12 protein-coding genes are annotated in these 12,439 nt (G+C 37.4%); 4 read left to right on the top strand and 8 right to left on the bottom strand.

The genetic code is table 11. The features are described 5' to 3' along the window. Positions 1–93: 93 nt before the first annotated feature. Genes araA through araD form a run of 3 tightly spaced genes read right to left on the bottom strand, consistent with a single transcriptional unit; the run spans position 94 to position 3,993 of the window. Positions 94–1,581, bottom strand: coding sequence for an L-arabinose isomerase (gene araA / locus JKP73_RS20485; RefSeq protein WP_021292417.1), 1,488 nt, complete (start codon positions 1,579–1,581; stop codon positions 94–96). A gap of 21 nt (positions 1,582–1,602) precedes the next feature. Beyond that, positions 1,603–3,285, bottom strand: a complete 1,683-nt coding sequence (locus JKP73_RS20480; protein WP_200411748.1) for a ribulokinase — start codon at positions 3,283–3,285, stop codon at positions 1,603–1,605. A gap of 21 nt (positions 3,286–3,306) precedes the next feature. After that, entirely contained in the window at positions 3,307–3,993 is a 687-nt protein-coding gene (gene araD, locus JKP73_RS20475) for an L-ribulose-5-phosphate 4-epimerase (protein ID WP_160807308.1), read from the bottom strand. Between the two features lie 549 nt (positions 3,994–4,542). On the opposite strand from araD, the gene JKP73_RS20470 reads away from it, so the two are divergent. Genes JKP73_RS20470 through JKP73_RS20460 form a run of 3 tightly spaced genes read left to right on the top strand, consistent with a single transcriptional unit; the run spans position 4,543 to position 6,504 of the window. Further along, positions 4,543–4,914, top strand: coding sequence for a GntR family transcriptional regulator (locus JKP73_RS20470; protein WP_021292413.1), 372 nt, complete (start codon positions 4,543–4,545; stop codon positions 4,912–4,914). Next, a complete protein-coding gene (locus JKP73_RS20465; protein ID WP_021292412.1) occupies positions 4,907–5,782 on the top strand; it encodes an ATP-binding cassette domain-containing protein in 876 nt (291 codons plus the stop codon). Before JKP73_RS20470 ends, JKP73_RS20465 begins: the two co-directional genes overlap by 8 nt. Continuing rightward, complete coding sequence (locus JKP73_RS20460) at positions 5,779–6,504, top strand: hypothetical protein (protein WP_021292411.1); 726 nt, start codon at positions 5,779–5,781, stop codon at positions 6,502–6,504. The genes JKP73_RS20465 and JKP73_RS20460 overlap by 4 nt, the downstream gene beginning before the upstream one ends. 269 nt (positions 6,505–6,773) lie before the next feature. Here JKP73_RS20460 and JKP73_RS20455 read toward each other — a convergent pair whose 3' ends face one another. The 4 genes from JKP73_RS20455 to JKP73_RS20440 all read right to left on the bottom strand — a co-directional run bounded on the left by JKP73_RS20455 (position 6,774) and on the right by JKP73_RS20440 (position 9,968). Continuing rightward, positions 6,774–7,433, bottom strand: coding sequence for a cyclase family protein (locus JKP73_RS20455; RefSeq protein WP_038245572.1), 660 nt, complete (start codon positions 7,431–7,433; stop codon positions 6,774–6,776). A 145-nt stretch (positions 7,434–7,578) separates the two neighbouring features. After that, positions 7,579–8,505 carry a TIGR03943 family putative permease subunit gene (locus JKP73_RS20450; protein WP_038245576.1) on the bottom strand — a complete coding sequence of 309 codons (927 nt, stop codon included), beginning with the start codon at positions 8,503–8,505 and terminating at the stop codon, positions 7,579–7,581. A gap of 9 nt (positions 8,506–8,514) precedes the next feature. After that, positions 8,515–9,525, bottom strand: a complete 1,011-nt coding sequence (locus JKP73_RS20445; RefSeq protein ID WP_021292408.1) for a permease — start codon at positions 9,523–9,525, stop codon at positions 8,515–8,517. A 251-nt stretch (positions 9,526–9,776) separates the two neighbouring features. Beyond that, positions 9,777–9,968 (bottom strand): hypothetical protein, encoded by a 192-nt coding sequence (locus tag JKP73_RS20440; protein WP_200411747.1) that lies wholly within the window; start codon positions 9,966–9,968, stop codon positions 9,777–9,779. Between the two features lie 385 nt (positions 9,969–10,353). Between JKP73_RS20440 and JKP73_RS20435 the strand changes: the two genes are divergently transcribed. Further along, positions 10,354–11,199 (top strand): aldo/keto reductase, encoded by an 846-nt coding sequence (locus JKP73_RS20435; RefSeq protein WP_038245578.1) that lies wholly within the window; start codon positions 10,354–10,356, stop codon positions 11,197–11,199. A gap of 70 nt (positions 11,200–11,269) precedes the next feature. On the opposite strand, the gene JKP73_RS20430 is transcribed toward JKP73_RS20435, so the two are convergent. Beyond that, entirely contained in the window at positions 11,270–12,403 is a 1,134-nt protein-coding gene (locus JKP73_RS20430; protein ID WP_200411755.1) for an NAD(P)/FAD-dependent oxidoreductase, read from the bottom strand. Between the last annotated feature and the right edge of the window lie 36 nt (positions 12,404–12,439).

Below are 12,439 nucleotides of genomic sequence, written 5' to 3'. Positions count from 1 at the left end.
TAGCTTGTACTTGTTTGGTAAGTAGGAAGAGGTGGGATAAAAATACCCCGTCCTCTCATTATCATTTATTCACATTCAATGTTTCTTTTCACTCTATTTGCGGTAAGCAGCCTCATTCCATCTCAATTCATTTCTTAATTCTCGTAGCTTGGTATCCTTATCGATAACAATACATTCAATATTTGTCATATCAGCAAAATCATATAACTGCTCTGTGGTTACCTGAAAAGATAAAACCGTATGATGAGCACCACCCGCGTAAATCCATGCTTCTGTAGCTTCACTTAAGGTTGGCTGCGGCCTCCATAAAACTTTTGCCACAGGAAGATGCGGTGTTTGTTTTTCAGGCTGCTCTGCCTTAATTTCATTAATAATTAACCGAAATCTACCACCCATTTCTACTAATGAAACGTTAATTGCATCTCCACCTTTCCCATCAAATACCAGGCGCGCAGGGGCTTCCTTTCCCCCCATTCCCAATGGTTGAACAACTACTTTAGGCTTCGTAGCAGATATTGTTGGACAGACCTCAAGCATATGCGAACCTAAAATCATTTCATTTTCTGGCTCTAAATGATACGTATAATCTTCCATAAAAGATGTGTCTTGATTTTGAGAAATGATTTTCATCATTCGTAATAATGCCGCCGTTCTCCAGTCTCCTTCACCCGCAAAGCCATAACCTTCAGCCATTAATCGTTGTGCTGCTAGACCAGGAAGCTGTTTCATCCCATGTAAATCTTCAAAATTTGTTGTAAATGCGTTATAATTTCCTTCTTCGAGAAATGATTTTAATCCTAACTCAATTCTCGCTTGATACTTAATTGCCTCACCAATAGCAGAATTGGATGCTGCTTCTTGCGGGAATTGATACCGTTGCTGATATTCTTTAAACAATTTATTAACTTCTGTTTCTTCAATTTCATTCATAACTTCTACGAGATCGCCAATTCCATAATAATCAACGGTCCAACCGAATTTAATTTGTGCTTCAATTTTATCACCATCGGTAACTGCTACATTTCGCATATTATCTCCAAATCGCGCAACACGGATAGTTGAACCTTCTGATACTGCCACTGCCGTATGCATCCAACTTGCAATTTTTCTAATGACTTGTTTATTCTGCCAATGACCAACTACCACTTTTCTGGAAAGATTTAAGCGTGATACCATAAATCCATATTCGCGATCTCCATGTGCCGACTGATTCGTATTCATAAAATCCATATCAATCGAATCCCATGGAACATTTTGATTATATTGCGTGTGCAAATGCAACAGTGGTGCTTGCAATTCTTTTAAACCAGCAATCCAATTTTTGGCTGGTGAAAATGTATGCATCCAGGTAATTACGCCTGCACAGGTAGGATCTGTATTTGCGTGCCTTACTAGATTTTGAATATTATTAGCTGTCGTCACTACCTCTTTAAACGTGATAGGAAAAGGTAATTCCTCACTTTTATTCAGACCTTCAACCATTCGCTTTGAATGAACTTCTACTTCCTTTAATGTCTCTTCACCATATAAAGGCTGACTTCCAGTTACAAACCAAAAAGTATAGGGCTTCATTGTTATCATATTCGTACCTCCATTTATCTTCTATATAGTAACTTTTTCCTCAAATGTTCTTAGCGTTTTTAGCCGCTTCATTACATTGTTTGTACCGCGTCCAAAGTAATCATGTAGCTGCTTATATTCTTGGAATAATTCGTCATAAATGAATACGTTTTCAGGGATAGGTTTAATAACCTCTTCTTTTATCCGGGCCATATTTCTTGCAGCTTCAATGGCAGAATCATATCCCCCATTTTCAGAACCTGCCGCAATAGCACCAAACATGGCAGCACCTAAAGCTGGCGTATGTTTAGAATCAGCAATTCGAATTTCACGGTTGGTAACATCAGCGTAAATTTGCATGAGCAATTTACTTTTTCGGGGCAACCCACCACATGCATAGAGTTCATCAATCGAAACACCATTTTGATGAAACGCATCGACAATCATTCTTGTACCAAATGCAGTGGCTTCTAATAAGGCACGATATACTTCTTCCGGTTTTGTTTGTAAGGTCATACCTAGCAGAAGACCACTTAGTTCCGTATCAACAAGAACAGAACGATTTCCATTCCACCAATCTAGTGCTAATAACCCCGTTTCTCCTGGTTTATATCCTGTTGCTTTTTTTTCTAAATATTGATAAACATCTAATCCAGCTTGTGCAGCTTCTTCTTTAATATAAGCTGGCACCGATGTATCAACAAACCAAGCAAAAATATCTCCTACTGCTGACTGGCCTGCTTCATATCCATAATAATTTGGTATGATTCCGTCTTCTACAACTCCACACATGCCTTCTATTTCTTTCTCTTTATCACCTAATACCATATGGCAAATAGAGGTTCCCATTGCCATTACCATTTTCCCAGGCGATGTCACCCCCATCGCTGGAACAGAAGCATGAGCATCCACATTTCCTACAGCAACGGCAATCCCTGGATTTAGCCCTGTAACATCAGCCATCTCTTCAGTTAAACCACCTGCATTTGTCCCTAATGGAACGATTTCTCCACGTAATTTCGTTTCTGCTAGATTTTCTAGGCGTGGATCTAATGCCTTAAAGTATTCTTTACTTGGAAAACCATCTTGTTTATGCCAAATTGCTTTGTATCCTACTGTGCAACTATTTCGAACAAGATTTCCAGATAATTGGGAAATAACCCAATCGGTTGCCTCAACAAATTTGTCGGTTGCATAATAAATATCTGGAGACTCATCTAGAACTTGCCATATTTTTGCAACCATCCATTCGGATGAGATTTTTCCACCATACCGTGGTAAGAATTCTTCACCACGTTGTTCCGCTATTTCGTTTATTTTATTTGCTTTAGCTTGTGCAGCGTGATGTTTCCATAATTTCACCCAACTATTGGGATCCGTTTTCCACTTTGGATCGAACATAAGCGGGCGTCCATCCTTATCAACAGGTAAAATCGTGCATGCTGTAAAATCAATACCAATACCAACTACTTCATCTGGGTGGATATTAGATTGTTGTAAAACCTCTGGAACGGAGGTCTGTATGACTTCTATATAATCATGAGCATGTTGAAGCGCCCATTCATGCCCTAGTTTTTCTCCTGTTTGAGGTAATCTATCATCTATTACCCCATGTCGATATGAAGTTACATGGTCTGCGATTTCTTTACCATCTTTTAAAGAGACTAATACAGCACGCCCTGATTCGGTTCCATAATCAATACCAATTGTATATTTTTCTTTCATTAGAAACTCCCTCCTTATCGTTTATTGCCCGTAGTACGCATGCTTCCCGTGTTTTCTTAAATAATGTTTATCTAATAGACTTTGTTGCATCACTGGCGTTTCTGGATTAATTTGGTACGTATGCAAAGCCATCTTTGCCACTTCCTCTAATACAACTGCTTGATGTACTGCATCTTGAGGATCTTTTCCCCAATTAAACGGCGCATGGCTATGAACCAAAACACTGGGAACAGCAAGATGATCCCTATTTTCAAATGTCTCTATAATAACCTTCCCTGTTTCCAACTCGTACGAACCTTTTACTTCATCATCAGTCATTTTTCTCGTACAAGGAACACTTCCATAAAAATAATCAGCTTGTGTCGTCCCTAAAGCTGGTATATCCCTTCCAGCCTGAGCCCAACTCGTTGCCCATGGCGAATGTGTATGAACAACTCCACCAATATTGGGGAAACTTTTGTATAGCATCAAATGCGTCGGTGTATCCGAAGATGGGTTTTTGTTCCCTTCCACAACGTTTCCTTCTAAATCAACAACAACAAGATCTTCTACCGTCAAATCTTTATATGGCACGCCACTTGGCTTGATTACAATTACTCCTTCCTCTTCGCAGTAACCGCTTACATTACCCCAAGTAAACGTTACCAATTTATGTTTTGGTAAAGCCAAGTTTGCTTCAAGTACTTGTTCTTTCAATTGGTAAAGCATCCTAAATTCAACACCTTTCCTAAACCAAATATATACTTGTACGTATATATTTTCCGTTTTAATTAATAATAATACAAAACGTACGTACATTCAATATGTTTTTCTAGTATTTTTTGAATTGGATGATAAATGGAAGATATAAAATCTTATTTAACCTAGGTGAATAGCATTTTTAGAGTAAAGAATTTTCTTTTCTTAGGTACTCATTAGGGAAAGGGGGACTAAAGATAGCAATGACAGGTATTCAAACAGGTCCCTTCCTTTTTTATAGGATAGCACCTGCTTTAGTACATAATAATGATTTCATGACGTGCTTCGATTACGGAATACAGAAAGACGGTTGAGCCCATACGTTGCAGTAATCAAATTTATTTTTGCTGCCAGTAAGGGAATTCCAAACCTTACTGGATTTTTATATCTAAAGAAAGATATGGAAATATACGAAAGAACTTTACAAAATTTGATTATCAATGTATAGTTGATTACACGAGTGATCAACCAATCAACATATCAACCTTATGTATGTCTTGTTGTAGAAAGGAGACAGATGTGCAATCTAATTTTGATGATACAAAACCAATTTTTCAGCAAATCGCAGAAATGATTGCAGATGACATCATTGATGGCGAGATAGCAGAAGGAGATCAGATTCCTTCAACAACAGAATTATCCAAGTTTTATCAGATAAATCGGGCTACAGCACAAAAAGGATTGACGATGCTCGTTGATGCCGGTTTAGTCTACAAACAACGAGGTGTAGGCATGTTTGTGGCTGAAGGTGCAGTTCGTCAATTACTTTTAGAACGTCAGCAAGACTTTTTTAAACAATATGTTAAACCCTTAGTGGCTGAAGCAAAACGACTTCACTTGTCAGAAGAACAAATTATTCAATTTATCAAGGAGGCTACTTCCAATGATTGATATTCATGACATGACTTTTTCATATGGGGATTCCCTAGCATTAAAGCAGGTGAATTTACATGAAACAGAACCAATTATAATGGGGCTTTGGGGAAGAAATGGAGCTGGTAAAACCACATTAATGAAACTCCTTTCAGGTCAAGAAAATCCTAATGGCGGACAAATACGTGTTAATGGAATCTCACCTTATAACAATAATAATACAATGAAAGAAGTAACGTATATTCAAGAGAATCATCCTTTTTCAGAGCTATGGAATGTAAATGATGCCCTGCGATTCGGTTCTTACTTTAGTGCAAACTGGGATCAAGCCTTAGCAGATGAGCTTGTGTCTTTATTTGAATTACCAAGGAAAAAGAAGATTAAGCATTTTTCGAAAGGAATGCAAACAATGATAAGCATTGTAATTGGTTTAGCTAGCAAATCTCCAATTACAATTATGGATGAACCTACAAATGGACTTGATGCACATATGCGAAAACTATTTTATGATGTACTGTTAGACACGTATGAAGAGCAGCCACGATTAATTATTTTATCATCACATCATATTGATGAAATCGAACCATTATGTGAGATGATTGCCATTGTCGACAATCAAACAATCACACGTTATGAAGAAACCGAATCTTTAAAAATGCAAGGAATTATTCTGAACGGTCCAAAAAACGCAATAGATGAATTAACTACTGGTAGCACCATTTTAGAAGAACGAAAATTAGGCAATCAAGTACATGTCATGCTAGATGTACCTTATAACGAAGATTGGATCGCTCGCGCCAAACTAGCAAAAGTTAATATTGAAAAGGCACCACTGCAAGATTATCTCGTAAATATAACTTCTAAAAAGGAGCCGGTAAAGAAATGAACACATTTAAAGGACCTTTCCGCGTCATGTTTGAAGATTTACGTGTCCAATTTTATATTCTAACTACAATTACAGCCGTATTATCTATTTTTTATATCATTTTAGGTATGTTATTCTCATCAGACGGTTCATTTAACGCAGGAGCTAGCTTTGGACCGTATTACGGCATGTTTCTTATATATCCATTTTTTATTTTCACAAAAGGATTTAAATATATCATCTCGTTTGGCGGTACAAGAAAACAATTCTTGTTCAGCGCATTTATCAACGCGGGGATCTTTATCCTTATTGGATCGCTTGTCCTAAATGGGCTTTACGTTTTAAATAATTATTTAATTGAACAGGGAATTAGCTCAGGCACATTATTCCATATGGGAGATTTAGTAAATGAGTCAGGCTTTTTCCTCTATTTGTGGGTTGATATTTTGTGGGGAATTTTTCTGTTTGGTATTGGTTTTCTTATTAATAGTGTATGGCAATACTTTGGAACATTCCGCTTATTAATGGGCAGCACCGTTGTACTTTTACTTCTAATTACGTATGTTACATTCGGTGACATCAGTAAGGTAATCCAATTTATTGTAGTTGATCATTTGGCTTTTGTTCATATCGTTGCAGGATTTGGTATTGTAGCATTCATTATTTCATATTTCCTCATAAAAGATGGTCCAATAGAACGAGGTGCTGTGAGACTCTTTCGCAATAAAGTAGTATCCAATTAATATCATGGATACTAGCAGAAGTAGCTCTAACTTCGAATCATTGAATTATTCGTTACATCTGAAATAGAGCATGCTCCTCTGGGCATGACTTCAGCTAGCTCGGGTTAACTACGATTGTTTACCCGAGTGGATCATCACAAACCGTGCTGTTCCATTGGAGTCATGCCTATTTCATTTGTTATCCAGAAGTCATCTGTGAAAAATCCAATTATCTTCAACCTTTATCATTGTTGGCTTACACGATTATTCTTGTATTGTATAATTTTTCATTAAGATACTACTTCGGCAAATGCACGAACAGGAAATGTACCAATTCCTTTTATTTTAGGGGGGACAGCATAGAACAAGAACTGCTTATCCAACAACTTATTTAAATTGCATAGATGCTCCACAATTAATATTTCATTACCTAATAACTCCGTATGTACAGGTCTGGTATTCCCTGAAGTATCATCTATATTGACAGAATCAATCCCCACTACTGCTGCTTGTTGTTCTACTAAATACTTTGCGGCGTTTTCCGTTAAATAGGGATGCCTCTCATAATACTGTTCTGTATTCCAATATCTATCCCAGCCGGTTGAAATTAATATAGCTTTTCCCTTTAAATCAAAATTATAAAATACTGTTTCATCAATTGCTTGTTGACTATGGTTCATCTGGAAGAGAACACCATCCAAACCTGCCAGCTTATCTATTGCTGTCTCATTTAGGTCTTTCCCATCGGAATAGCGATGAGATGGTACATCCACATATGTTCCCGTATTTGACACCATTTCAATTTTGCCAATTTGGAATTCGGTGCCTTGCGCATAGTGCTTACGAGATTCTTCTCTACTTAAATAGTCACAGATAATTGGTGCGGGTAATCCTTTATATGTTACAAGCCCATCCTCAATTGTATGACTTAAATCAATATACTGTTTCATATGCGTCTTTCCCCCCTATATATTCTCATTCTAAACATATTCCACATGTACTTCAGACTAGTCTAATTCAAGGATATTTTTATTGCTGTTAATTTAATTTTACGGTAAAAGCCTCTTCCAGTAAATCTGAATAGAGGCTTCCCATTTATTTATATTTGATCGTGATGGGATATAAATACGGCTGTTCAGGTTCATCAATTACTTGATAATCGGAAATGTTTATTGCCGGCATCCGTGTACCATTATATTCTTCGATATAGATTGTTCCTGTTGCCTCCACCCATGTATCTTCGGTTAATTCTGTCGCATCTTCCACCGAAGATAAAAAACCAATAATACTTGAATCTGCTACACAATGAGTAATTAAGAACCTGCCCAAAACAAGTTGGTTACTTTTAAAGTCATCTTCTTTATAGACAAATCCCTTTAATGAAATTTCTTTTCCTACAAACGAATCCATTTCCTTGTTAATCATTTCATAATACGTTGAATAAACCTGTTCTGACATTAAAATGGAATCTTGTTCCCCTAATTGATTAACGATTTGGTCATATTTTTCCATACTTATCGTGTTGGAATCGAGATTGGGATCGGGTGCATTTTGGTGGATCGGTTGTTCATTTTCCATATTCTCATCTGCTGATTCTTCTTTTTCCTGTGGTTGACCTGAATTCTGCTCTTGCATCGCGTTATTCGTAATTGACAACATTGCTCCTTTTTTGGCAGCAATGGAAGCATCTAAAGTACTGGGTGGTAGTAAAAATCCGGTAATTAGTGGCAATACAATAATAAAATAGGAAACGAGTTTTCTCCCATTTAGTGGTGAATAACCATGGTCATGATGATGGTCTTCATGGTCATGGTTATGCTTGTGTTCATCGTGTTTAGAAAACACACGATGAAGCTGAGTGACGAACAATATAAGTAAGATGACTACTCCAATCATACTGATCGTTCCATATTTTGGATTAATTAGTTTTAAAATATCTCCTGTGTAGTGCAATTTAACGATATATATCGTAAATAAAATTAATATGAAGGCTCGTACAGCCTGTTGGAAATAAAAACGCATGGTTGCCCCCTAATAAAATTGGTTTAAAAGTATGAATACTACAAAAACAACAATGGTTACAATGCTTACAAAGGTAAAAACAAATTTTGCCCGAAAAACACTTAACATCATCATCATGTTCTTTAAATCAATCATCGGACCATATACAAGAAAGGCCAATATTGCAGTAGGTGCGAATAAATTACTAAATGACGCGGCAATAAAAGCGTCTGCTTCAGAACAAAGAGATAATAGAAATGCTAGCCCCATCATCACGATTGTCGAAGAAGCAATCTGGCCATTTCCAATAGCTACAAGCGATTCTGAAGATACATATGTTTGTACAAAAGCAGCCAGTAAAGCACCAATTATTAAGTATTTTCCCATATCGAAAAACTCATCCACAGCATGTGTCAGTACATGGAAAATTTTCATTGTAACAGGTTGTCCTACCGCAGCGGTTCCATGTTCACAATGGTTTGCATTTTTAAGCTCTTGTTTCAGTTGATTGGTACGAAACAATAGGCTAATTAAAAATGCAACAATAACAGCGACAATAAACCCGATAATCATACGTGACAGGGCAACTTTCAAATCATTTCCAAATGCCATATACGTAGACAGGATAACGATTGGATTAATAAGTGGTCCAGTGAGAAGAAAACCAATACCAGCATAAATTGGCACCCCTTTGGCAATTAGCCTGCGAACAATCGGAACAATTCCACATTCACAAGCGGGAAAACATGCACCTACTACACAACTCATTAAAATTGCTGCGAATCGATTTTTTGGTATCCATCGCTTAATATGGTCTTCGGTTATGAATATCTGTATCCCCCCAGCAATTAAAACACCTACTAATACAAAGGGAAGTGCCTCGATCAAAATACTTAGAAAGATTGTATTCATATTATAAATCGAGGACGGCAATGTAATGCCCCCTTGAATCGTTCCACTGATTGAAATTAAATAGATTGCTAACCCAATAATAAGAACCCCTGTTACATCAATTACTGTTGATCTAATTTTACCAAGCATTTCTTTCCTCCTTCATTCAATTTTTAGGACAATCATTCTCATGTATGTTTTTTTCATTTACTAAAATACGAATCTTCTAAGGCTGTAGGTCATACTTCTAGATTCCTCTCGGACCTTTATAGATAAAGCCATCTGCACCTGTGATATGAGAATTTGGTGTATATGTATGGGCATCAGCGTCAAATGATATAATCGAGGAGATTTCCCCCTCCAATTTCATTCATGAAATATCCTAACGGATACATTGTTGTTTATATCTGTAATACATCATGCATATTTTCTTTATTTACAGTTGCTGTTTTCACTGCATTGCCACGACAAGTCAAAAGTAGAATAACCAAACCAATAAACAAACTAAATCGAGCGTAATTTTTCATTTTTACTTCCCCATCATCAAAAATCAATTCGTAATCATTACGATTTATATGCAAGAAATAACTCAAAAATGAATGATATTGACCATTTACATATTCTTACCTTTACCTAGGTTACTTTTCCCCCAGGAACTTGCCTTTGATGAGATGTTCTCTAAATGCCTATCGGAACATCCTGAATTTTCGCAGTTCCAAAGTTTTAATGGCTTGGTGTTTTGACCTTTAACCACCTTTGATTTTTCACTATGCGTCTTCTCTTTGTTAAAATATCCTACCACTCTTTGTTCTATTAAAAGGCGAATCGTAATAATTACGATTTTATCATTATAGTTGCTGATCCCTATTTTGTAAATAGTAATCATTACGATTGTTTATTTTCGTAGAATTATCGCAGTTAAATAGTTGGAACTTTTATCCTTAAATGTGTACGCTTAATGCAGAAGGAGGTTTCTACATGGTTCAACAAATAATTCCTGAAATCACACTAAATGATGGTTTACGTGTACCTATGGTTGGATTTGGTACATATAAATTAAATGGGAATGAAGGTGCAAATGGAATCAGTAATGCCATTCAAGCAGGCTATCGATTAATAGACACAGCGTATAACTATGAAAATGAAGGGACAGTAGGTGAAGCGATACGCCGAAGCGCTATTCCAAGAGAAGAGTTAAAAATAACATCAAAATTGCCCGGTCGTTATCAAGCCTATGATAAGGCACTTACTACCATTCAAGAGTCATTATATCGAGCGAAATTAGATTATTATGATTTGTACCTCATTCACTGGCCTAATCCGAAACAAAACATGTATGTTGAAGCATGGCAAGCATTAATCGATGCCAGAAAATGGGGATTGATTCGTTCCATTGGAGTATGCAATTTTCTCCCCGATCATTTGCAACGACTGAAGAAAGAAACTGGAGTACTGCCAAGTATAAATCAAATCGAATTGCATCCCTTCTTTAATCAAGAAGAACAGCGAAAATGGCATGAACAGCATCATATTGTGACTGAATCTTGGAGTCCGTTAGCGCGGGCAAATGAAGTACTACAAAATGAAACAATCGGAAAAATTGCAGCCAAGCATCAGAAAACCATATCTCAAGTTATTCTACGTTGGCACTATCAACTCGGAGCAATTGCCATTCCTAAATCAGCATCCCATAATCGGCAGCTTGAGAATATTTCCATTTTCGATTTTTCATTAGCAGAGAGTGATATGAACGCTATATCAGAATTAACTCGTCCAGATGGTAGAAATAAGGACCAAGATCCTGCGACATATGAAGAATTTTAAATCGATCCCTATACTAGATGAAGTAGAAAAGTGCTGTTTACTGCGCCAAAGAGGCAGTAAACAGCACTTTTCAATTAACTCTCTCGGGTTTTGTAATGATGGCGCGCATTGGATCATAAGGTCTTAAATCAATACTTAAACTTTCGCCCATGATTAATTTTGACACCAAAGCCCCAACGTAAGGTCCCATAGTTAAACCAGAAGCCCCAAGTCCATTTGCGATATATAAACCCTTTACCTTATTAATCGATCCAATTAACGGTAGAATATCGGGTCCCATTGGCCGGAAACCAATACGTATTTCTTGTAATGTGCCTTCCTGTAGACCAGGTGCTATCTCCAAGCATTCCTGCAGTATTTCATGTACACCTCCGGCCGTTAGACGATGATCGAATCCTGACCCAGTTTCTCTTGTCGCACCGGCTACTACACGCGAATCATCAAAAGCGAGCATATAATGACTCGTTTGTGGTAACACAACTGGCCAACTAGAGGTATCTTGATTTGATAGTTTAATATGGGCAATTTGTCCACGCTGAGGCTCTATATGTAATTCCAACCCCAGGTCTTTTAGTAATTCAGGTGCCCATGCTCCTGCTGTAAGAAGTACGGCATCTGCTTCGAAAAACGCTCCCTCTACTACAACTCCTGTCACTTGACCTTTTTCAACTTTTAACCCTGCTGTACCTTGAATCAATTGTGCTCCATGCTTTTGTGCTGCATTCTTTAATGCTTCTCGCAAGAAACGTCCATCTACTCTTGCTGCACCAGATACATAGACTGCCTCGAGCTCATCAGCTAACATAGGGAAATAGTTTTGTGTTTCTGTCTTGTTTAATCGTCGAATATCACCTAATTCAGGAGCCGTTTTTTGTTTTTCTCTTACTCGCTGCTCTATACTATCCAATATGTCCATACTTGTACTAATACTTAACGCACCTACTTTTTTATACCCAGTTTCTGTTTCACCGTCAGCTTGAAGACTCTCAATCAATGACGGATAAAATGCTGCCCCTCGTTTTACAATACGATACCAATCTGGATTCTCTACACTCGAAATCCAAGGACAGACAATACCCGCACCAGCTGATGTAGCCTTTCCTTCTTGAACCCGGTCAATCATTGTTACATCGACGCCTGCTTTTTCTAGCTGATAAGCAGCACTTGCTCCTACAATTCCCGTACCTACAACAATCACTTTCAATCCAACCACTCCCGCACCAATGTTTATTCTGAATTG

The sequence above is a fragment of the Virgibacillus salexigens genome (assembly GCF_014905415.1).
In the GTDB taxonomy this organism is placed as follows: domain Bacteria; phylum Bacillota; class Bacilli; order Bacillales; family Amphibacillaceae; genus Virgibacillus; species Virgibacillus salexigens.
This window is presented reverse-complemented; position numbering and strand designations above follow the sequence as displayed.

What these genes read in the sequence shown, in the direction of transcription:
- araA (WP_021292417.1), bottom strand. Translation starts at nt 1,581, where the DNA reads ATGATAACAATGAAGCCCTATACTTTTTGGTTTGTAACTGGAAGTCAG.
- JKP73_RS20480 (WP_200411748.1), bottom strand. Translation starts at nt 3,285, where the DNA reads ATGAAAGAAAAATATACAATTGGTATTGATTATGGAACCGAATCAGGG.
- araD (WP_160807308.1), bottom strand. Translation starts at nt 3,993, where the DNA reads ATGCTTTACCAATTGAAAGAACAAGTACTTGAAGCAAACTTGGCTTTA.
- JKP73_RS20465 (WP_021292412.1), top strand. Translation starts at nt 4,907, where the DNA reads ATGATTGATATTCATGACATGACTTTTTCATATGGGGATTCCCTAGCA.
- JKP73_RS20460 (WP_021292411.1), top strand. Translation starts at nt 5,779, where the DNA reads ATGAACACATTTAAAGGACCTTTCCGCGTCATGTTTGAAGATTTACGT.
- JKP73_RS20455 (WP_038245572.1), bottom strand. Translation starts at nt 7,433, where the DNA reads ATGAAACAGTATATTGATTTAAGTCATACAATTGAGGATGGGCTTGTA.
- JKP73_RS20450 (WP_038245576.1), bottom strand. Translation starts at nt 8,505, where the DNA reads ATGCGTTTTTATTTCCAACAGGCTGTACGAGCCTTCATATTAATTTTA.
- JKP73_RS20445 (WP_021292408.1), bottom strand. Translation starts at nt 9,525, where the DNA reads ATGCTTGGTAAAATTAGATCAACAGTAATTGATGTAACAGGGGTTCTT.
- JKP73_RS20435 (WP_038245578.1), top strand. Translation starts at nt 10,354, where the DNA reads ATGGTTCAACAAATAATTCCTGAAATCACACTAAATGATGGTTTACGT.